This is a genomic window from Streptomyces griseiscabiei, from assembly GCF_020010925.1.
GTDB classification, from domain to species: Bacteria; Actinomycetota; Actinomycetes; order Streptomycetales; family Streptomycetaceae; genus Streptomyces; species Streptomyces griseiscabiei.
This window is the reverse complement of record NZ_JAGJBZ010000001.1, coordinates 2275421-2296840: the sequence shown is the minus strand read 5'-3', so window position 1 is coordinate 2296840 and position 21420 is coordinate 2275421. Positions and strand designations below refer to the sequence as shown.

Below are 21420 nucleotides of genomic sequence, written 5' to 3'. Positions count from 1 at the left end.
CCTCTCCTGTGCTCACAGCTGACCGACGTCGGTGACCTTGACCACGGCACGGCCCTCGGTGTCGGAGGCCGCCAGGTCGATCTCCGCGCTGATGCCCCAGTCATGATCGCCGTTGGGGTCGGCGAAGGTCTGCCGGACGCGCCACAGCCCGTTCTGCGGCTCCTCCTCGATCATCAGCAGCCGCGGACCGCGGGCGTCGGGACCGGTACCCAGGTCCTCGTACTCGTCCCAGTACTTGTCCATCGCCTCGCCCCACCGCTCGGCGTCCCAGCCGGACTCGGCGTCCATCTCGCCCAGCTCCCCGACCTGATCGAGGGCGGCGAGTTCGACCCGGCGGAACAGGGCGTTGCGGACGAGGACCCGGAAGGCGCGTGCGTTGGCGGTGACCGGCTTGACCTGGTCGGCCCGCTCCTGTGCCTCCTCGGCCGTCATCTCCTCGGGATTGGCCAGCTGCTCCCACTCGTCGAGGAGGCTGGAGTCCACCTGGCGCACCATCTCGCCGAGCCAGGCGATCAGATCCTCCAGATCGTCCGACTTCAGGTCGTCGGGGACGGTGTGATCGAGGGCCTTGAAGGCGCCGGCCAGGTAGCGCAGCACGATGCCCTCGGTGCGCGCGAGCTCGTAGTACGAGGTCAACTCCGTGAAGGACATGGCCCGTTCGTACATGTCCCGGATCACCGACTTCGGCGACAGCGGATGGTCACCGACCCACGGGTGGCTCTTGCGGTACGTGTTGTACGCGTGGAAGAGCAACTCCTCCAGCGGTTTGGGGTAGCTGACGTCCTGGAGCCGCTCCATGCGCTCCTCGTACTCGACGCCGTCCGCCTTCATCGCGGCCACGGCCTCACCGCGCGCCTTGTTCTGCTGGGCGGCGAGGATCTGCCGCGGATCGTCGAGCGTCGACTCGACCACGGACACCATGTCGAGGGCGTACGACGGGGACTCCGGGTCCAGCAGTTCGAACGCGGCCAGCGCGAAGGTGGACAGCGGCTGGTTGAGCGCGAAGTCCTGCTGGAGGTCGACCGTCAGCCGGACGATACGGCCCTCGGCGTCCGGCTCGTCGAGCTTCTCCACGATGCCGCCGTCGAGGAGCGAACGGTAGATCGCGATGGCACGGCGGATGTGCCGCAGCTGCTGCTTGCGCGGCTCGTGGTTGTCCTCCAGCAGATGGCGCATCGCCTCGAAGGCGTTGCCCGGCCGGGCGATCACCGACAGCAGCATCGTGTGGGTGACGCGGAAGCGGGAGGTGAGCGGTTCCGGGTCGGAGGCGATGAGCTTTTCGAACGTGCCGTCGCTCCAGCCGACGAACCCCTCAGGAGCCTTCTTGCGGACCACCTTGCGGCGCTTCTTCGGGTCGTCACCGGCCTTGGCGAGCGCCTTCTCGTTCTCGATGACGTGCTCGGGCGCCTGCCCCACCACGTAGCCCGCCGTGTCGAATCCGGCCCGCCCCGCGCGGCCCGCGATCTGGTGGAACTCACGGGCCCGCAGCGTCCGTACCCGGTTGCCGTCGTACTTGGTGAGCGCGGTGAACAGCACGGTACGGATGGGGACGTTGACACCGACACCGAGGGTGTCCGTACCGCAGATGACCTTCAGCAGACCGGCCTGGGCCAGCTTCTCCACCAGCCGCCGGTACTTGGGCAGCATGCCGGCGTGGTGCACCCCGATGCCGTGCCGCACGTAACGGGAGAGGTTGCGGCCGAACTTGGTGGTGAAGCGGAAGTTGCCGATCAGCTCGGCGATCTGGTCCTTCTCCTCCCGCGTGCACATGTTGATGCTCATCAGCGCCTGCGCCCGCTCCACGGCCTGCGCCTGGGTGAAGTGCACGATGTAGACGGGAGCCTGCTTGGTGGCGAGCAGCTCCGTGAGCGTCTCCGTCAGCGGGGTCAGCACGTACTCGTAGGAGAGCGGCACCGGGCGGGTCGCCGAGCGGACCACCGAAGTGGGGCGGCCGGTGCGCCTCGTGAGGTCCTGCTCGAACATCGAGACGTCGCCGAGCGTGGCCGACATCAGGATGAACTGCGCCTGCGGCAGCTCCAGGATCGGGATCTGCCACGCCCAGCCGCGGTCGGCCTCCGCGTAGAAGTGGAACTCGTCCATCACGACCTGGCCGACATCGGCGTGCTTGCCGTCGCGCAGCGCGATGGAGGCCAGGACCTCGGCGGTGCAGCAGATGACGGGGGCGTCGGCGTTCACCGAGGCGTCGCCGGTGAGCATGCCGACGTTCTCGGTGCCGAAGATCTTGCACAGCTCGAAGAACTTCTCCGAGACCAGCGCCTTGATCGGGGCGGTGTAGAAGGTGACCTCGTCACGGGCGAGGGCCGCGAAGTGGGCGCCCGCCGCGATCATGCTCTTGCCGGAGCCGGTGGGAGTCGACACGATCACGTTCGCGCCGGAGACCACCTCGATGAGCGCCTCCTCCTGGTGGGGATAGAGGGTGAGACCGCGTTCCCGGGCCCACGACTCGAAGGCTTCGTAGAGGGCGTCGGGGTCGGCGGTCCGCGGCAGCTGATCGATGAGGGTCACGCCCCCATCTTGCCTGCCCGCGCACCCGATGGGGGAATCGGCTGCCGGACCGAAGATCGCGAACGCTACGCTGTGGCGCCGACGGAACGTCAGCGCACCTGGACAACTGGACAGCGGCACAAGGCACCTGGACAGCGGCACGAACGGAATGGGACGGGGCACGGCCATGATGGGACCAGCACACTCACTGTCGGGAGCCGCGGCCTGGCTCGGAGTAGGGGCGGCGGCGGCCGCCGCCGGGCACACGATGCCCTGGCCGGTCCTCCTGGTCGGCGCGCTGATCTGCGCGGGCGCGGCGCTCGCCCCCGACCTGGACCACAAGGCGGCCACGATCTCGCGCTCCTTCGGTCCGCTGTCGCGCTGGGTCTGCGAGATCGTCGACAAGCTCTCGTACGCCGTCTACAAGGCGACGAAGAAGCAGGGCGACCCGCGCCGCTCGGGCGGGCATCGCACGCTCACCCACACCTGGCTGTGGGCGGCCCTGCTCGGGGCCGGCGCCTCCGCCATCGCCATCACGGGGGGCCGCTGGGCGGTGCTCGCCATCCTCTTCGTGCACCTGGTGCTGGCCATCGAAGGACTGCTGTGGCGGGCGGCCCGGGGCTCCAGCAGCGATGTACTGGTGTGGCTGCTGGCGGCGACCAGTGCCTGGATCCTCGCGGGGGTGCTGGACAAGCCGGGCAACGGCGCGGACTGGCTGTTCACCCAGCCGGGCCAGGAGTATCTGTGGCTCGGTCTGCCGATCGTGCTCGGCGCGCTGGTGCACGACATCGGGGACTCGCTGACCGTGTCGGGCTGCCCGATCCTGTGGCCGATACCGATCGGGCGCAAGCGCTGGTACCCGCTGGGCCCGCCGAAGGTGATGCGGTTCCGGGCCGGCAGCTGGGTGGAGCTGCGGGTGCTGATGCCGGTGTTCATGGTGCTCGGGGGAGTGGGCGCGGCGGCGGCGCTGAACGTCATCTGACGCGCCGCGGGCACCGCCGCCTCGGTGGCGGTCGTCCGGCCCTGGCCCGGCTCGCGGCCCCGGTACCGGCTGAGGCCCTCAGGACGGGGCCTGCCCTACGGGGAGCCCTCGTCCACGATGTGCATGGCCGCCTCCTCGGCGGAGGCGGCGGCCCCGTCGATGCCCACGTCGGTGGCGATGAGCCCGCTCTCCTCGTCCTCGTGCGCACCCTCGTCGGGGGCGACGAGACGGCCGGAGCGGAGATCGCCCACCTCGTTGTCCAGGGGTTCTCCGTCGCTGTCCGGGGAGTCGCCGATGCCGTCCCCGTCGGGGTAGGCGATGTCCGGAAGCTCCTCGGCGAGGCGCTGATCCAGGGTCTCGCCGCGCAACCGCTCGGCGGCGGTCACCCCGGAGTGCTCCACCGCCCAGGGACGCTCCGGCGGGGACCAGCCCCGGTCGAGGGGGTCGGCCACGCCGTCGGTGATCAGGGTGTCCTCGGCGTCCAGCAGCCCCGCGTCGTCCTGGATCTCGGATCCGTCTGGCTGGTAGACGTCGTCTCCCCAGCCGCCGACTGTGTCCACGGGTACCTCCAGTGGTGGGACGGGCCCGGTGCCACCGCTCGGCGACGGTGGACGCGCGGGCCGCTGGGCGACGGCCCGAACCCCGTGAACCGGGCGGTTCACGGGCGTCCCCCGAATCAGTGCCCACCACCAGCCTTCCACTCGCGTTCGGCACCGCGCAACGGCAGAGGTCCAAGGGCCGCCGGGCGCGGGCCGGAGGGCGCCCCTTCACGGTCAGCCGTGCCAGGACCTCCACAGGGCCGCGTACGCCCCGTCCGCCTCGACGAGATCGTCGTGGCTGCCCAGTTCGCTGATGCGGCCTTTCTCGACGACGGCGATGACGTCGGCGTCGTGGGCGGTGTGCAGCCGGTGGGCGATGGCGACGACGGTGCGGCCGTCGAGGACACGGGCGAGGGAGCGTTCCAGATGGCGGGCCGCGCGCGGGTCGAGGAGGGAGGTCGCCTCGTCCAGGACCAGCGTGTGCGGGTCGGCGAGGACCAGCCGGGCCAGCGCGATCTGCTGGGCCTGCGCCGGGGTGAGCGCGAGGCCGCCGGAGCCGACCTCGGTGTCCAGCCCCTCGTCCAGCGCCCGCGCCCAGACATCGGCGTCGACCGCGCCCAGCGCCGCCCACAGCTCGGCGTCCTGGGCACTCGTGCGGGCGAGGAGCAGGTTGTCGCGCAGGGAGCCGACGAACACATGGTGTTCCTGGTTGACCAGCGCCACATGGGAGCGGACGTCCTCGGCGGGCATCCGGGACAGTTCGGCGCCACCGAGGGTGATCCGGCCGTCGCGGGGCGCGTAGATCCCGGCGAGGAGCCGGCCCAGGGTCGACTTGCCGGCGCCGGACGGGCCGACCAGTGCGAGCCGGGTGCCGGGCGCGACCTCCAGGGACACCTTGCGCAGCACGTCGACGCCCTCGCGGTACCCGAAGCGCACCTCATCGGCGTGGACATGGCGACCCTCGGGGGTCACCTCCGGGTCGCCGGCGTCCGGCTCGATGTCCCGGACGCCGACGAGGCGGGCCAGCGACACCTCGGCGACCTGCAGCTCGTCGTACCAGCGCAGGATCAGGTTGATCGGGTCGACGAGCATCTGGGCGATGAGCGCGCCCGTGGTCAGCTGGCCGAGCCCGAGCCGGCCCTGGAGGACGAACACCCCGCCGATGACCAGGACCGAGCCGAGGACCGTGGCGTGGGTGAAGTTGAGGACCGGGAAGAGCACCGACCGCAGCCACAGGGTGTACCGCTCCCATGCGGTCCACTCGCGGATCCGCTGGTCGGACAGCTCGATGCGGCGGGTGCCCAGGCGGTGGGCCTCGACGGTGCGGCCGGCGTCCACGGTCTCCGCGAGCACGGCGGCGACGGCGGCGTATCCGGCGGACTCCGAGCGGTAGGCGGAGGGGGCGCGCTTGAAGTACCAGCGGCAGCCGGCCACCAGCAGCGGCAGGGCCAGCAGCACGGCGAGGGCGAGCGGGGGCGCGGTCACGGCGAGGCCGCCGAGGAGCAGGGCCACCCACACCACGCCGATGGCGAGCTGGGGCACCGCCTCGCGCATGGCGTTGGCGAGCCGGTCGATGTCCGTGGTGATGCGGGACAGCAGGTCACCCGTGCCGGCGCGTTCCAGCACGCCCGGTGGCAGGCCGACGGACCGGACGAGGAAGTCCTCCCGGAGGTCGGCCAGCATCCGCTCACCGAGCATGGCCCCGCGCAGCCGCACCTCCCGGACGAAGACCGCCTGGACGACGAGGGCGACGACGAACACGGTCGCGGTGAGCTCCAGATGGAGGTCGCGGGCCCCGTCGGAGAGGCGTTCGACGAGGGCGCCGAGCAGGTAGGGGCCCGCCATCGAGGCCACCACGGCGATGGTGTTGACGGTGATGAGCAGGACGAAGGCCCGCCGGTGCCGGCGGAACAACTCGGCCACATAGGCGCGGACGGTCGCCGGGGCGCCGACGGGCAGGGTGTTCGCCGTCGTCGGTGCGGCCGGGTCGTAGGCCGGTGGCGCCACGCCGATCATGCGGTCTCCTCGATCTCTTCCAGTTCGTCCAGCACATCGCTGAGGGTGGGTTTTCGGAGTGACAGCCCGCCGGTCGCGGCGGCTGCGTGCGGCCTTCCGGCCGGGTCGGTCTCCTCGTCGGTCTCGCGGGTGACGACGGCCCGGTACCGGGGGTCCTTGTGCACCAGGTCGCGGTGCAGGCCGACCGCCGCGACCTCGCCGTCGTGCACCAGAACGACGCGTTCGGCGAGGTCGAGGAGGAGGGGCGAGGAGGTGAGGACGACCGTCGAACGGCCCGCGCGGAGCGACCGGATGCCGGCGGCGACCCGGGCCTCGGTGTGGGAGTCGACGGCGGAGGTCGGCTCGTCCAGGACCAGGACGCCCGGGTCCGTGACGAGGGAGCGGGCCAGTGCGAGCCGCTGGCGCTGGCCGCCGGACAGGGACCGGCCGCGTTCGGTGATCCGTGCCTCCATCGCGTCCTCGGCCTCCAGCGACCCCTGGACCAGGGCTTCCAGCACGTCACCGCACTGGGCGGCGGTCAGTGCCTCCTCGGCGGTGACCGCGCCCGAGGCGGGGACGTCGAGGAGTTCGCGCAGGGTGCCGGAGAGCAGCACCGGGTCCTTGTCCTGGACGAGGACGGCGGCGCGTGCGGAGCCGAGGGGCAGTTCGTCGAGCGGTACGCCGTCGAGGAGCACGGAGGTGCCCTCCTCCGGGGCGTGGCCGCCCAGCCGTTCCGCCAGCCGTCCGGCCGCGTCCGGGTCGCCGCACACCACGGCGGTGAGACAGCCGGCGGGCGCGAGCAGCCCGGTCGCGGGGTCGTACAGGTCTCCGGTGGGCACGGCGGCCTCGCGGGAGCCGCCGATGTCCGTGGCCCGCTCCAGCGACAGCACCCGGGCGGCCCGCTTGGCGGACGGACGGGAGAAGGAGTACGCCATCGCGATCTCCTCGAAGTGCCTGAGCGGATACGCCAGCAGCATGACCGCGCTGTACACGGTCACCAGTTCACCGACCGTGATCCGGCCCTCGCGGGCGAGACCCACGCCGTGCCAGACGACCGTGATCATCAGCAGTCCGGGCAGCAGGACCTGGATGCCGGAGATCAGGGCCCACATACGGGCGCTGCGGACGGCGGCGTGGCGGACCTCCTGGGACGCCCGGCGGTAGCGGTCCAGGAAGAGGTCCTCGCCGCCGATGCCGCGCAGGACGCGCAGACCCGCGACGGTGTCGGAGGCCAGTTCGGTGGCGCGGCCCGCCTTCTCACGCTGGTGGTCGGCCCGGCGGGTGGCGCGGGGCAGCAGCGGCAGGACGGCCAGGGCGAGGACCGGGACGCCGACGGCGACGACGATGCCGAGCGCGGGCTGGTAGACGACCAGGCCGACACAGACCAGCACCACGGTCAGGGCGGCGGCGGTGAAGCGGGAGACGGCCTCGACGAACCAGCCGATCTTCTCGACGTCGCCCGTGGAGACCGCGACGACCTCACCGGCCGCGACCCGGCGGGTCAGCGCCGAGCCCAGTTGGGCCGTCCTGCGGGCCAGCAGTTGCTGGACGCGCGCGGCGGCCGTGATCCAGTTGGTGACCGCGGTGCGGTGCAGGAAGGTGTCGCCGAGCGCGATGGTGAACCCGCACAGCACCAGCAGCACGCCCGCGAGGGCGAGCCGTGAGCCGGAGCGGTCCACCACGGCCTGGATGGCGAAACCGACGCAGAACGGCAGCCCGGCCACGGAGGTGAAGTGCAGCAACCCCCAGGCCAGCGCCTTGAACTGTCCGCCGAGCTGATTCCGGCCGAGCCACCACAGGAATCGTGGGCCCGAGCGTGCGTCCGGCACACCCGGGTCTTGATACGGAAGGTCTTGAATCTGCATGACGTCCCAGAGGCTCGTGTCAGGGTGGGGGAGAAGTGGGGAGAAATGGGGCGGCCAAGGCCGACGGCCAGCCGTGAAAGGTTCGCGTCGCGGCGTGGTCGGAGGCAAACGGTTTTCCGGCGCCGGGCAAAGTTTCGGCCTGGACCACCGGTGGGTGGCCCGGTGGGCGGGACGGCGGGCGCCCGCCTCCGGTGCGCGGTGCGACGATGGACGGCATGCGAATAGGCGGGACGATGCGGGGACGAACCAGTGGCATGAGCGGCATGAGCGGCACGCGCCGGACGAGAGGCGAGGTGCGTGTCGGACTCGCGGCGATGGTCTGCGGTGCGCTGGTGATGTCCCTGGCGGCGTGCGGCGGTTCGGGCGACGCGAGCGGCGGCGAGGCCGCCACGAAGGCCACGAAGGCCGGGGGGAAAGCCGACCGCGCCGGGGCGGGGAGCGTGGATCCGACCCGCATCCCGGATGTCGGCGATCGTCTTCAGAAGCGGATCCCCGCCGCGTCGCGCCAGGTGGTGGCCGTCTACGGCGAGGGGAAGGACGACGCCGACGCCACGGTGGTCCTCTACACGAAGAGCGGTTCGGCCTGGAAGAAGACCCGCAGCTGGGAGGGGCACAACGGCAAGAAGGGCTGGACCACCGACCACCGGGAGGGCGACAAGCGCAGCCCCGTCGGTGTGTTCACGCTCAGCGACGCGGGCGGTGTCCTCGCCGATCCGGGGTCCAAGCTGCCGTACAGCAGCTCGGCGTCATTCCAGGCGCCGCACTACTGGGCCAAGTCGCACTGGCACGACTTCGACTACGTGATCGCCATCGACTACAACCGCGTCAAGGGCACCTCGCCGATCGACCCGACGCGTCCCGAAGGGCAGTCGAAGGGCGGCAGCATCTGGCTGCACATGGACCACGGCAGCGGCACCTCGGCCTGTGTCAGCCTGTCCAAGTCCGGTATGGAGTACCTGCTGCGCACCCTCGACCCGGCGAAGCAGCCGGTGATCGTGATGGGGGACAAGGCGGAGTTGAAGGCCTGAGGCGTCCGGTCCTGAGGCGTCCGGTGCTGGGGCGCCCGATCCTGAGACATCCGATCCTGAGACATCCGATCCTGAGACATCCGATCCTGAGACGTCCGGTACGGATGTGCCTGGTTGTGGCCGGAGATCTCATTGCGGCGGGGCGCCGACTCCCCGTAGAACTCCGGCCATGAGAAGCCGGATCATCATGTCCATGCTCACCGGAGCGGCCCTCCTGGCGAGCACCCTCCTCGGAGCCACCCCCGCCCAGAGCGAGACCACCGCTCAGAGCAAGACCACCACCCAGAGCAATGCGCCCAGCCAGCGCGACACTCCCGCCGAGTTCGGCACCGACTGGCACGACCCCATCACCGCCGCCCCGCCCGTCAGCAGACCCGAGAACACCAGGTCGTGCGAAGTGACGGTCGCCGAGGCGCAGTTCAGGGACTTCACGCCGTACCGGGGGACCTACGCGCCACCGGCGGAGTGCGGGCGGAAAGGGGAGTGGAGCAAGGTCGTCCTGCGGCTCGACGGCAAGGTGAAGGGCCGTCAGTTCGACCGGCTCGGTTATCTCCACATCGGGGGCGTGGAGGTGTTCCGGACGTCCACCCCGCAGCCGTCGCCCGACGGCATCGAGTGGTCCGTGGAGAAGGACGTCACGCAGTACAGCGACACCCTGCGCACCGCGCAGCCGGTCGAGATGCTCATCGGCAACGTCGTCGACGACACCTACACCGGTGTCCTCGACGTCGAGGTCACGCTCACCTTCTACGCGGGCGGGTCCGACGTGCGGAGGGGGAAGACCGCCCCCGACCGGGTCCCCGACCGCGTCCTCACCCTCCAGGACGGCACCACCCTCACCACCCCGCGCAACAGCGAACGCGTCATCGCCGAGGTGTACGCGACCGGGTCCGGCGGCGGCTGCGAGGAGTACTGGTATCTGACGGTGCCCGAGGAGGCGCCGTACTCCTGCAAGGCGGACGAGGGGCCGTACCGCGAGGTGCAGATCTCGGTGGACGGCCGACTGGCCGGAATCGCCGCGCCGTTCCCCAACGTCTGGACCGGCGGCTGGTCCAACCCCTTCCTCTGGTACGTGGTGCCCGGGCCCCGGGCCTTCGACATCCCGCCCCTGCGCTACGACCTCACCCCCTTCGCGGGCCTCCTCAACGACGGCCGCCCGCACCGCGTCGAGGTCTCCGTGGTCGGGGTGCCCGAGGGGCAGTCGGGCTGGAGCGCCCCGGTCAACGTCCTCGTCTGGCAGGACGCGAAGAGCACGCACGTCACCGGCGCGCTCACGAAGGCCGCGGCGGGCGACCTCGCCAACGCGTCGACGTACACGCCCGGTACGGAACACCGGCTCGACACCGAGGGCGGCCATGCGCTGACCGTCGCCGGGTACGTGGACACCTCGCACGGCCGCGTCACCACGACCGTCCGCCGGAGCCTCGCCCACACCTCCACGCACACCTGGTCGGACGGTGAGAACCCCGACGCGCTGGACGCGCGGTGGAGCGACGACGAGACGGTCAGTGTCCGGGCCGGGCGCGGTCCGACCCGGACGGCGCGTGTCCAGCGGTCGTACACGATGGACGGGACGACGACCCTGGGGGCGGGCGACCGGCTGCGGACCGTGCTCACGCTCGGCGACCGGGCGACGGTCAGCGAGACCCGTGGTGGACGGCGCACGGCCTGGTCCCGGCTCGACGACACCTACACGGGCGACGCCACGTACACGGCGAACGTGCCGCGTGACCAGCGGCACGCGGTCGGCACGACGAGCGAGCGCTACCGAACCCGCGGATCGGGCGGCTGCTACGACCGCTCCCTGGTCTCCGTACAGGGAGTGCTGACGGAGGACCGCTTGGGCTGTTGACGTCGAATGCGTGTGATGTGACGTCTGTTCGATGATTTACCGCGACGAAACACGACGGTCTTCCCTGCGAGCGACTGCTCCCCGATAGTGATCGACGCGGAAGTGCTTTTCCGCATGACAGAAAGTTCCTTCGGAGGAGTGCCCCGTGCCGCAGTCCGTACCGTCCCTGCCGCGACGCGTCGCACGCATGCTGCGTACCTCACTGTTCGCACAAGTCGGAGTCGCGCTTGTGCTCGGAATCGTCGTCGGAAGGTTGTGGCCGGACACGGCCACGACCTTCCAGCCGCTCGGCGACGGTTTCATCCGCCTCATCAAGACCGTCATCTCACCGCTGGTGTTCTGTGTGGTCGTCGTCGGCATCGCCAAGGCCGGCAATCTCAAGGCCTTCGGGCGGATCGGGCTCAAGGCCCTGATCTGGTTCGAGATCGCCTCGACGGCCGCACTGCTCATCGGTCTGGTCGCCGCCAACGTCTTCGGCCCCGGCTCGGGCATGAACGTCGACCCCTCGAAGCTCGACACCTCGGCGGTCGACGCGAAGACCGCCGGCGGCGAGCTGCCGACGACGAGTGAGTTCATCCTGAACGCGCTCCCGCAGAGCGCGGTCGGCGCGTTCGCCGAGAACGCGCTCCTGCAGGTGCTCGTGCTCGCCTGCCTCACCGGCGCCGCGCTGCTGCACCTCGGTCACACCAAGGTGCCGAAGATCCTGCCCGCCATCGAGCAGGCCCAGGAGGTCATCTTCGCGATCGTCGGGTTCGTCATGAAGCTGGCCCCGCTCGCCGTGTTCGGCGCGATGGTCCACCTGGTCGGCGAGTACGGCCTCGGCGTGATGAAGACCTACGCCAAGCTGATCATCCTCTGTTACGCCGTCGCCGCCGCGTTCCTCGTGCTGCTGGGCGTCGCGCTGAAGCTGATGACGGGCCTGAGTCTGTGGAAGTTCGTCCGCTACACCCGGGCGGAGATGCTGCTCGCCCTGGGCACCGCCTCCAGCGAGAGCGTCATGCCGCGCATGATGCAGAAGCTGCGGCAGGCCGGCGCCCGAGACGACGCGGTCGGTCTGGTGCTGCCCACCGGGTACTCCTTCAACCTCGACGGCGCGTCCATCTACCTCTCGATCGGCACGCTGTTCATCGCGCAGGCCGTGGGTGTGGACCTGAGCCTCGGTCAGCAGGTCACGGTCGTCCTGGTCCTCATGCTGACCAGCAAGGGCATGGCGGGTATTCCCGGTTCGGCGTTCCTGGCCCTGTCGGCGACCGCCGCCTCGCTCGGCGCCATCCCGGCCGGCGCGGTCGCCCTCCTCCTCGGCGTCGACCGCATCATGGACTCGATGCGCGTCGCCACCAATCTGCTCGGCAACTGCGTCGCCGTCTTCGTGGTGTCGAAGTGGGAGGGCGCGCTGGACACCGGACGGGCGAAGAAGATGCTCGACGGGGAGATCCAGTTCGTGGAGGAAGAGGGAGAGGGCGAGAGGGAGGGCGAGCCCACTGTGGCTCCTGCGGAGGCGGAGGCGGAGGCGCCCGTGCTCTCCAAGCGCGAGTCGAAGGAGCCTGTGCCCGAGGTAAGTTGACCGCTCCGGGAGAAGGAGCAGGGGCCCCGCGCAGCGATCTGCGCAGGGCCCCTTTCGTGTGGCCGTCGGCAGGGCCCTACGGGCGTGCGCCCATGGCCCTACGGGCGTCAGCCCACCGGTGCGCCCCACCGCTCGGCGGTGCTGCTCAGCAGCCCTGCCCCGCCACCGGCGCCCCGTCGATCAACGTGTCCAGCAACCCCCCGAGCACCCCTCGCTGATCGTCCGACAGCGGTGCCAGGATCTCCTCCGCCGCCGACCGGCGAGCGTGGTGCAGTGCGCGCAGGACCTTGCGGCCCTCGTCCGTGACCTCTATCCGGATCACCCGCCGGTTGGTGGGGTCGGGCACCCGGCGCACCCGTCCGCTCTCCTCCAGCGCGTCGACCAGGGTCGTCACGGCCCGTGGCACGACCTCCAGCCGCTCCGCCAGATCGGCCATGCGCGGTGGCGCGTCGTAGTGCGCCACCGCGCGCAGCAGCCGTGACTGCGCCGGAGTGATCTGCAGCCCGCTCTGCTGGAGGTGGCGCTTCTGGATGCGGTGCACACGGCGGGTGAGGCGCAGCAACTGCTCGGCGAGCGGTCCGTCGGCGTCGGGGGTGGTCATACCGGGAACAATATCAGGACCATGTTCATTGTGAGTATAGGTAACAATGAGCTAGGCTCCGTAAGCCTCGTCGAGTCCGCCCAGGACGTGGCCCGGGGCGCGCCGTCCCATCCGTCTCACCTCCCGTAGGAGCCCATGCGTCCCGACAACGAACCCACCCGGGGGCCGTCCGGCGTCTCGCAGGAACAGCCCCGCCAGGTCCGCCGCATCCTCAGACTCTTCCGTCCCTATCGGGGCCGGCTCGCGATCGTCGGCCTGCTCGTCGGCGCCGCGTCGCTCGCGTCGGTCGCCACCCCCTTCCTCCTCAAGGAGATCCTCGACACCGCGATCCCCGAGGGCCGCACCGGCCTGCTGAGCCTGCTGGCCCTCGGCATGATCGTGAGCGCGGTGCTCACCAGCATCTTCGGCGTTCTGCAGACCCTGATCTCCACGACCGTCGGCCAGCGCGTCATGCACGACCTGCGCACCGCCGTCTACGGCCGGCTGCAGCGCATGTCGCTCGCCTTCTTCACCCGGACCCGCACCGGCGAGGTCCAGTCCCGCATCGCCAACGACATCGGCGGCATGCAGGCGACCGTCACCTCGACGGCCACCTCGCTGGTCTCCAACACCACCAGTGTGGTCGCCACCGTCGTCGCCATGGTCGCCCTCGACTGGCGGCTCACCGTGGTCACCCTGCTTCTGCTGCCGTTGTTCGTGTGGATAAGCCGCCGGGTCGGCGACGAGCGCAAGAAGATCACCACCCAGCGCCAGAACCAGATGGCGGCCATGGCCGCGACGGTCACCGAGTCGCTCTCCGTCAGCGGCATCCTGCTCGGCCGGACGATGGGCCGCGCAGACTCCCTCACCAAGTCCTTCGCCGAGGAGTCCGAGGGACTCGTCGACCTGGAGGTCCGGTCCAACATGGCCGGGCGCTGGCGGATGGCCATCATCACCGTCGTCATGGCCGCGATGCCCGCCGTCATCTACTGGACCGCAGGCGTCGCGCTCCAGCTCGGCGGCCCGTCCGTCTCCGTCGGGACACTGGTCGCCTTCGTCTCGCTCCAGCAGAACCTGTTCCGGCCGACCGTGAGCCTGCTCTCCACCGGCGTGCAGATCCAGGCCTCGCTCGCCCTGTTCCAGCGCATCTTCGAGTACCTCGACCTGCCGATCGACATCACCGAGCCCGAGCACCCGGTCCACCTCGACCGGATCAAGGGTGAAGTCCGCTTCGAGAACGTCGAGTTCCGCTACGACGGCGATCCGGGCACCCCCGACGGCCAGGGCACCCCCGACGGCCAGGGCACCTCCGACACCGACGCGAAGGCGAGCCCGATCCTCACCGGCATCGACCTCACCGTCCCGGCCGGCGGCAGCCTCGCCGTCGTCGGTCCGACCGGCGCGGGCAAGTCCACGCTCGGCAGCCTGGTGCCGAGGCTGTACGACGTCACGGGCGGCCGGGTCACCCTCGACGGCGTCGACGTGCGCGACCTGGACTTCGACACCCTGGCCCGGGGCATCGGCGTCGTCTCCCAGGAGACGTACCTCTTCCACGCCTCGGTCGCCGACAACCTGCGCTTCGCCAAGCCGGACGCCACCGACGAGGAACTGCACGAGGCGGCACGGGCGGCCCAGATCCACGACCACATCGCGGCGCTGCCGGACGGCTACGACACGGTCGTCGGCGAACGCGGCCACCGCTTCTCCGGCGGGGAGAAGCAGCGGCTCGCCATCGCCCGCACCATCCTGCGCGACCCGCCGGTCCTCATCCTCGACGAGGCGACCAGCGCCCTCGACACCCGCACCGAGCACGCGGTGCAGCGGGCCATCGACGCGCTCTCCGCCAACCGCACCACCGTCACCATCGCCCACCGGCTCTCCACCGTCCGGGAGGCCGACCAGATCGTCGTCCTCGACTCCGGCCGTGCCGTGGAACGCGGTACGCACGAGGAACTGCTGGAGAGCGGCGGCCGCTACGCGGCACTGGTGCGACGGGACGCCCGGCTGAAGCCGGACCGCGAGGTGGTGAAGGCGCCGGCATCGGAGCCGAAACTGGAACCGACAAGATGAAGATATGCCGGGTTTGAGGTGATATGCGGGTTACCGTGCCCGCATGCAGATGAACACTCCGCCACGGAGCACGATTCGACTGACGCGTCGGGGCCGGGCCGCCCTCATCGCGGCCGGGGCCGTCGTGGCGGCCACCGCCGTGGCGGTGCCGCTGCTGAGCGTGGAGGGCGGTGGCGGCGCGGCCGAGCACCCGACGTCCCTGGTGATCCCGGAGGGCTGGCGCGCCCGCCAGGTCTACGAAGCCGTCGACAAGGCCCTCGCCCTGCCCGCCGGATCCACCAAGAAGTCCCTGGCCAAGGCCGAGCTGATGCTGCCGGACGACGCCGAGGGCAACCCCGAGGGCTATCTCTTCCCGGCGACGTATCCGCTGCGGGAGAAATCGACCCCCGAGTCTCTGCTGGCGTTCATGGTGGAGACCGCGAACAAGAAGTTCAACGGCGGTCAGGTCACGGCCGGGGCCCAGCGCAACGCGATGAACGTCTATCAGGCGGTCACCATCGCCAGCATCATCCAGGCCGAGGCGGCCACCGAGGCGGACATGGGCAAGGTGTCCCGGGTCATCTTCAACCGTCTGGAGCGCGGGATGCCGCTGCAGATGGACTCCACCATCAACTACGCGCTGAACCGCTCGACGCTGGACACCACCGTCGACGACACGAAGCTCGACAGCCCCTACAACTCGTACCGGCGCATGGGCCTGCCGCCCACGCCGATCGCCAACCCGGGGTCGGCGGCTATGCGGTTCGCCGTCAATCCGGCGGAGGGCGACTGGCTGTACTTCGTCACCGTCAAGCCGGGCGACACCCGCTTCACGGCGAACTACCAGGAACACCTGAGCAATGTCGCCGAGTTCAACGAGAACCGGAAGAAGGCGTCGGCGAGTGCGGCGCCCCCCTCCACGGCCGGTTGAGGCGACGGCCGACCGCACCCGGCCCCTCGGGGCGGGCCGGGCCGGGCCGGTCGACCCGGGACGTCAGGCGGCAGCGGCAGGCTCGCTCGCCAGCAGCCGCCGGATGTCCCGTACCGCCGCGCGACCGGCGCGGTTGGCGCCGATGGTGCTCGCCGAGGGGCCGTAGCCGATCAGGTGGATCCGCGGGTCGGCGACCGCGCGGGTGCCGTCGATCCGGATGCCGCCACCGGGCTCCCGCAGCCGCAGCGGGGCGAGATGGTCGACGGCGGCCCGGAAGCCGGTCGCCCAGAGGATGACATCGGCGTCCACGCGGCGGCCGTCGTCCCACTCCACACCGCCGGGCGTGATCCGGTCGAACATCGGCAGCCGGTCCAGAACACCATCCGCGAGACCCCGCCGGATCGCGTCGTTGAGCGGCAGCCCGGTCACCGACACCACACTTCTCGGCGGCAGCCCCTGCCGCACCCGCTCCTCCACCATGGCCACGGCCGCCCGTCCGGCGCCCTCGTCGAAGGGCCCCTCACGGAACACGGGCGGCCGCCGCGTCACCCATGTCGTCGCGGCGGCGTACGGCGCGATCTCCAGCAGATGCTGCGTCCCGGACGCGCCCCCGCCCACCACGACCACCCGCAGCCCCGCGAACTCCTCGGGCCCGGGGTACTGGGCGGTGTGCAACTGCCGCCCCCGGAACGTCTCCTGGCCGGGATAACGCGGCCAGAACGGCCGGTCCCAGGTACCCGTCGCGTTGATCAGCGCGCGCGTCGACCACGTACCGTCCGAGGTCTCCACCAGCAGCCGCCCGCCCTCGCCCGCACGCACGGCGCGCACATCCACCGGGCGTCGCACCCGCAGGTCGAAAGCGCGCTCGTACGCGTCGAAGTACTCCCTGACGACCTCGGAGGACGGCCGCTGCGGATCGGCCCCCGTCAGCTCCATGCCCGGCAGCGCATGCATCCCGTGCACCTTGCCGTACGTCAGCGAAGGCCAGCGGAACTGCCAGGCGCCGCCCGGGCCCGGGGAGTGGTCCAGCACCACGAAGTCGCGCTCCGGCTCGAAACCGCTGCGGCGCAGGTGGTAGGCACCGGCAAGGCCCGCCTGACCGGCGCCTATGACGACCACGTCGACCTGACGTACCTCGACCTCACGCGTGTTGTTCACGCTTCCACCAACGGTGGAGGGGGCGCGGATCTTCCCGACGTCCGCCTATCCGCCCGCCCGCCCGCCCGCACCGGGCCGTCCTGTCAGGAAGGCGAAGACCGGTGGGGTGTTGCCGACGCCGACTTCGCCGCTGTCCACGGCCGGTGCTCGCGGCGTAGCCCTTGGTGAGCCGCGCGGGGTGCGGAGTGCGCGAGGATGAGGGTATGTCCGATGCCTTCACCACCCGAGTCCTGAACATCGCCTCCGGCTCCCGTGAGCGGGTCGTCGACCTCACCCGTGACTGCGAGAGCTTTCTCCGCGAGGCGGCGGCCGGCCGGGACGGTCTCCTCAACGTCTTCGTCCCGCACGCCACGGCCGGCATCGCGGTCATCGAAACGGGTGCCGGCAGCGACGACGACCTCCTCGCCGCCCTCCACACCCTCCTCCCCGCCGACGACCGCTGGCACCACCGCCACGGCAGCCCCGGCCACGGCCGCGACCACGTCCTCCCCGCTTTCGTCCCACCCCACGCCACCCTCCCGGTCGTCGCCGGCCGACTGGAGCTGGGGACCTGGCAGTCGGTGTGCCTGGTGGACACGAACAAGGACAACCCCGACCGTCAGGTGCGGCTGAGCTTCCTGGGCTGAGAAGAAATGCCCTGGGCGGGGCTGCCGAATCTCCATGCCTTGCGCGTTCGAAACGGAGAAGTGCGGAGAAGCCTCGTGGTCTGGCGCGGGCAGCATTTCGATTGATGTGGGAATCGACCTCTATGGGCTCTTCGGGAGCGACATGGTCGAGACGGACCTCCATGGAGCGATCGTGGATACTGTGCCAAAGTGTCAAGGAGTGCGGGGTGATGAGGATTGGGACTAAGAAATAGTTCCGTGAAGAAGATTCCCGGTCGCGCGCTGGCCGCCTTGCTGGCGCTCTCGTCGCTCTCCATTCTCGTCGGGTGTGCCGACGTGGGGCCCATCCCCGCTCCCGATTTACGGCTGGAGCCGATGGTTCTGGCCGTTGGAGCGATGTCCAATGGTGACTGCGGTGGCGCGTACGTGGTCGAGGCCGACGCGCTGGGCTCCGGCGAGGGCTCGCGGGTGTTGCACGGGACGGAGTGGTGGAACTCGCGTCTGGGGAAGACGCCTTCGGGGTGCACTCTGTATCACTTCATCGGGTGGTACGGGGGAGCGGGACGTGCAAAATACGCATTCGAGGACAACTCGCCCGAGGATAAACACGGAAAGACCTGGCCATGGAAACCGGTGCATCTCGATTCCCCTGAGGGTCTGCACGCCGATGATTCCAGCCTCATCTGTTTGGACGGGAATCAGGAGGCCGGATGTATTGAGTGGTACTTCTGGGCGCGATACGGATCGGTTCTGAGCCTGATATCCATGTCTCATCTGGACGGGGATGCGCCGAAGATCCAGGGTAAGGATTTCCAGCGGATCCTCGAAGACGTGGACGGGCTGATTCAGAAGGTTCTCGCGGACTCCTGAACGTGCGTGTTCCGAGGCGCAGGATCTCGTTGCAGGCCAGCGTGCTCATGTCGTCGGGTGTGGGGCGGTGTTCGTGTTCGTCGGCGCGGACGACGGCGAGGTAGGCATGGGCCGGCATCGCGAGGGTGATGACCCGGCGGGCCAGGAGGAGCGGCGGCGGACTTGGTGCTCGTCCCCGACTTTGACCAGGGTGGCCAGGGGTGCCGGTGCGGTGGAGTGGTAGCGGTAGCAGACGAGTTGGCCAGTGGTGCGGTTGCGTCGGATCAGTAGCCGCTGGCAGCCCGGTGCCACTTCGGCGAGGTTGATGACGGCCCAGTCGTAGAACCCCTGTTCCTTTCGCGCCGGGCCCGGCCGAGAGTTTCTGCCAGGCGCGCTTGGGCACCTTGTGCACGAGGGCATCGGAGCGGAACGTACCTGCTCCGGTGGGTAGTTCGGCCGAGCCGGCCATCGTGAGGACGTAGTCGGTGCCGCGTTTCGACGACCAGCACTGCGGCATCGTCGTCTGTCTCCACACACCGCTGGTCACCGGTGGCCGTACCCATTGCCGGATCTGTCCAACAGGCACGCCCACGAAACGCTGTTGGGCACTACTCAACTTGAACTCGTGATGTCGGTCGGGATCAAGAGGGAGGCTGCAGCCAGTGACGTGAGGCAGACAGTGTCACCTTGGTGTCGTCGCTCCATGAGCAGACTTCCAGCCACGACAGGTAGCCGCCCTGCGTGAAGACCAGGACCTCACCGGGGCACTCGCCGGTCTCGGTGACCAGCTGCGCTTCGGCCGCCACGAGGGTGCCGGGGCCGACGGGCGCGGGCTCCACCTCGCTGGTGTCGAGTGCGAAGTAGGCAGTACCGCACCCGCATGTGCAGCGCGCCCGCACGCTGAGGTACGGAACCTGCCTTCGGAGCGCGACATGAATCGGATCCTGCGCGTTCAGAACCAGCGCAAGCACGTCGGCGACGTCGGCAGGCAGGCTCTCGGTCATCCCGTCACCGTATCTGACCTGTGGCTTTGGATGATGACCGTGCCCGGCCCAGCACCGTTCGGTCTGCCAGCTCACGTGCCCAGGACGAGGGTGGTGTCTGCGAGGCAGCCGTCGAAGACCTCCGGTCGGTACTGAAGCATCCTGAGTTTGCGCTTCACGGCGCGGGTGATCTGGCTGAGGTCAGCGGCGGCGAGGTTGCCGATGTCGCGCTTGACCAGAGACCAGGACGACCGTGAGCCAGTCCGCGTTGGTTTCGATGAACTCCCGCAGGGGCTTGGTCAGGTGCAAGCGGACGTTGTCCCGGACAAGGACGATCGGGCCGCCGAGCTGGTTGCGGGCGCGGATCAGCAGGTCGCGGGAGTCGCGCCAACCGAAGCCCGTGGGCTGGTCCTTGCGTCCGGTGTGCTCGCGGACGGAGTAGACGAGCCGGGACCGCTCGCCAGGCTTGTAGCAGGTCATGCCCACCATCGATACCCGGCCCGAGCCCCGTCCGCGAACGCGGGCCACGGGAGTTGCAAGTCCTGGCTCATCGACCTGACGGAGTCGGGCTCACACCTCATCGACGGCCTACACGAGACGGACGCGGGCATGCACGGATCGGCAAGCAACCTGTTGCTCGCCCCGCACCGCCGCCTCCCCTTGGGCAACCTGCGAAGCAAGGCTCATCGTCCCAGGTCAGGAAGGTACTTGCGCGTTTCGGCCCCGCCGCCCGCAACCACGTGAATCGGCGGGGGCGGGAGCCTCGTCAGTATGGTGCGCAATTTCCGTGGACGGAGGCGTCGGTGGTCAAGTAGCGTCTGGACCCGGACCACGCCGTGTGAGACGGACGGAAGGAGTCGAGTGCCGTGCAGTTCTCGACCATTCAGCGCTCCCTCCCCGCTACCCCGGTGTGGCACCTCTGATCCGACCGGGAGCGCTTCTGCCGTACGTATCCCGGAGGAATCCATGACCGATACGGTCATTCGCGCGCTCGACGAGAGTGACGCGCATCTGTTCGACGCACACCCCGACCCGCTGAACGCCCGTGCCGCGCACGAGCGGACCACACATCGTCCTCACTGGAAGCGGGTGGCCCTGCGGGACGGCGCTGTTGTCGCCCGTGGCGCCTGGTGGGGTGGTTCCGATGATGAGGAGCCCGTCAACCTCAACTGGTTCGACGTCGCCGAGGGCGAGGTCGAGGCGGGGGCCGAACTTCTGCGCTCCGCCCCGTGGCAGGTGGAACTCGAGCTCAACCTGCCCGGTGACTGGCGTGAGCACCCCGCTCTGGCCGCGGCCGCCGAGACGCGCTTCGCCGCCGCCCGGGCCGCCGGCTATGAGCTCCTGGTGGAACGCTTCCTGTACCGCTGGACCCCGGAGCGCGGGCTGCCCGAGCGGCCCGGGCGTCTCGTCTTCGGTCCCGAGCCCGACGACGCGGTCTTCTTCGACGCGCTGCGCCGCATCCACGCGGCCACGCTGGACGCCCATGCGCTGAAGGCCATCGAGGAGGGCGGCCTCGACCAGGCCGCGCGGGAAGAACTGGAATTCTTCCACTGGTGCCCGTCCCCGCGGGAATGGTGGCAGCTGGCCCGCACCCCGGAAGGTGAACTGGCCGGCATCCACATCCCGGCGCACAACCCCTCCGGACCGACCATCGGTTTCATCGGCGTCCTGCCGGAACACCGCGGCCACGGTTACGCCTACGACCTCCTCGCCGAGTGCACCCACTTCCTGGTGGAACAGGGCGCGGAGGCCGTCACCGGAGCCACGGACCGGGGCAACTTCCCCATGGCCGCGAACTTCGCCAAGGCCGGTTTCCCTGTGGAGCGCGAACGCGTCAACTTCCACCCCGTCGCCCGGACGCCCCCAGTGCCCGCTGACAGCACCGGCTGACACCAGAACGTCGAACTGGGTGCCTGGTCTGGTGATCGCGGCCGA

The 21420-nt window shown here is 70.1% G+C and carries 16 protein-coding genes and 2 pseudogenes; 9 read left to right on the top strand and 9 right to left on the bottom strand.

All coding sequences use genetic code 11. From position 1 onward, the window contains the following. Nucleotides 1–12: 12 nt before the first annotated feature. Entirely contained in the window at nucleotides 13–2526 is a 2514-nt protein-coding gene (locus J8M51_RS09955) for a DEAD/DEAH box helicase (RefSeq protein ID WP_086754836.1), read from the bottom strand. A gap of 166 nt (nucleotides 2527–2692) precedes the next feature. On the opposite strand from J8M51_RS09955, the gene J8M51_RS09950 reads away from it, so the two are divergent. Continuing rightward, complete coding sequence (locus tag J8M51_RS09950) at nucleotides 2693–3487, top strand: metal-dependent hydrolase (RefSeq protein WP_086754839.1); 795 nt, start codon at nucleotides 2693–2695, stop codon at nucleotides 3485–3487. A gap of 95 nt (nucleotides 3488–3582) precedes the next feature. Here the strand turns inward: J8M51_RS09950 and J8M51_RS09945 are convergent, their stop codons facing one another. The 3 genes from J8M51_RS09945 to J8M51_RS09935 all read right to left on the bottom strand — a co-directional run bounded on the left by J8M51_RS09945 (nucleotide 3583) and on the right by J8M51_RS09935 (nucleotide 7886). Beyond that, nucleotides 3583–4047 carry a DUF5709 domain-containing protein gene (locus tag J8M51_RS09945; RefSeq protein ID WP_086754837.1) on the bottom strand — a complete coding sequence of 155 codons (465 nt, stop codon included), beginning with the start codon at nucleotides 4045–4047 and terminating at the stop codon, nucleotides 3583–3585. 213 nt (nucleotides 4048–4260) lie between these two features. Continuing rightward, complete coding sequence (locus tag J8M51_RS09940; RefSeq protein ID WP_267299113.1) at nucleotides 4261–6042, bottom strand: ABC transporter ATP-binding protein; 1782 nt, start codon at nucleotides 6040–6042, stop codon at nucleotides 4261–4263. After that, nucleotides 6039–7886 carry an ABC transporter transmembrane domain-containing protein gene (locus tag J8M51_RS09935; RefSeq protein WP_267299112.1) on the bottom strand — a complete coding sequence of 616 codons (1848 nt, stop codon included), beginning with the start codon at nucleotides 7884–7886 and terminating at the stop codon, nucleotides 6039–6041. The genes J8M51_RS09940 and J8M51_RS09935 overlap by 4 nt, the downstream gene beginning before the upstream one ends. Nucleotides 7887–8200: 314 nt before the next feature. On the opposite strand from J8M51_RS09935, the gene J8M51_RS09930 reads away from it, so the two are divergent. From J8M51_RS09930 to J8M51_RS09920, 3 genes are all read left to right on the top strand, one after another. Next, entirely contained in the window at nucleotides 8201–8914 is a 714-nt protein-coding gene (locus J8M51_RS09930; protein ID WP_086756689.1) for a L,D-transpeptidase family protein, read from the top strand. A gap of 169 nt (nucleotides 8915–9083) precedes the next feature. After that, entirely contained in the window at nucleotides 9084–10766 is a 1683-nt protein-coding gene (locus J8M51_RS09925; RefSeq protein WP_086756680.1) for a peptide-N4-asparagine amidase, read from the top strand. A gap of 145 nt (nucleotides 10767–10911) precedes the next feature. Next, nucleotides 10912–12330 (top strand): cation:dicarboxylate symporter family transporter, encoded by a 1419-nt coding sequence (locus J8M51_RS09920; protein ID WP_086756681.1) that lies wholly within the window; start codon nucleotides 10912–10914, stop codon nucleotides 12328–12330. Between the two features lie 145 nt (nucleotides 12331–12475). Here J8M51_RS09920 and J8M51_RS09915 read toward each other — a convergent pair whose 3' ends face one another. Beyond that, on the bottom strand, nucleotides 12476–12931 hold the full coding sequence (locus J8M51_RS09915) for a MarR family winged helix-turn-helix transcriptional regulator (protein WP_086756683.1): 456 nt from the start codon (nucleotides 12929–12931) through the stop codon (nucleotides 12476–12478). Nucleotides 12932–13066: 135 nt separating this feature from the next. Between J8M51_RS09915 and J8M51_RS09910 the strand changes: the two genes are divergently transcribed. Then, on the top strand, nucleotides 13067–14980 hold the full coding sequence (locus J8M51_RS09910) for an ABC transporter ATP-binding protein (protein ID WP_086756685.1): 1914 nt from the start codon (nucleotides 13067–13069) through the stop codon (nucleotides 14978–14980). A gap of 43 nt (nucleotides 14981–15023) precedes the next feature. After that, complete coding sequence (gene mltG / locus J8M51_RS09905) at nucleotides 15024–15890, top strand: endolytic transglycosylase MltG (protein ID WP_086756687.1); 867 nt, start codon at nucleotides 15024–15026, stop codon at nucleotides 15888–15890. A 63-nt stretch (nucleotides 15891–15953) separates the two neighbouring features. Here the strand turns inward: mltG and J8M51_RS09900 are convergent, their stop codons facing one another. Continuing rightward, nucleotides 15954–17048 (bottom strand): NAD(P)-binding domain-containing protein, encoded by a 1095-nt coding sequence (locus J8M51_RS09900; protein ID WP_267299111.1) that lies wholly within the window; start codon nucleotides 17046–17048, stop codon nucleotides 15954–15956. 203 nt (nucleotides 17049–17251) lie between these two features. Between J8M51_RS09900 and J8M51_RS09895 the strand changes: the two genes are divergently transcribed. Together J8M51_RS09895 and J8M51_RS09890 are read left to right on the top strand one after the other, a co-directional pair. Continuing rightward, a complete protein-coding gene (locus J8M51_RS09895) occupies nucleotides 17252–17674 on the top strand; it encodes a secondary thiamine-phosphate synthase enzyme YjbQ (protein ID WP_086760860.1) in 423 nt (140 codons plus the stop codon). A 237-nt stretch (nucleotides 17675–17911) separates the two neighbouring features. Further along, nucleotides 17912–18523, top strand: coding sequence for a hypothetical protein (locus tag J8M51_RS09890; RefSeq protein WP_086760862.1), 612 nt, complete (start codon nucleotides 17912–17914; stop codon nucleotides 18521–18523). A 13-nt stretch (nucleotides 18524–18536) separates the two neighbouring features. On the opposite strand, the pseudogene J8M51_RS09885 reads toward J8M51_RS09890, so the two are convergent. The 3 genes and pseudogenes from J8M51_RS09885 to J8M51_RS46455 form a co-directional block, all read right to left on the bottom strand. Then, nucleotides 18537–19039 (bottom strand): annotated as a pseudogene (locus tag J8M51_RS09885) (IS701 family transposase); the annotation flags it as partial. Between the two features lie 104 nt (nucleotides 19040–19143). After that, nucleotides 19144–19506 carry a hypothetical protein gene (locus J8M51_RS09880; protein ID WP_086760864.1) on the bottom strand — a complete coding sequence of 121 codons (363 nt, stop codon included), beginning with the start codon at nucleotides 19504–19506 and terminating at the stop codon, nucleotides 19144–19146. Nucleotides 19507–19577: 71 nt separating this feature from the next. Continuing rightward, nucleotides 19578–20019: pseudogene (locus J8M51_RS46455) on the bottom strand (IS630 family transposase); the annotation flags it as partial. 432 nt (nucleotides 20020–20451) lie between these two features. On the opposite strand from J8M51_RS46455, the gene J8M51_RS09870 reads away from it, so the two are divergent. After that, nucleotides 20452–21375: a GNAT family N-acetyltransferase gene (locus J8M51_RS09870; protein ID WP_086760866.1), complete on the top strand. Its 924-nt coding sequence runs from the start codon at nucleotides 20452–20454 to the stop codon at nucleotides 21373–21375. Nucleotides 21376–21420 lie beyond the last annotated feature (45 nt).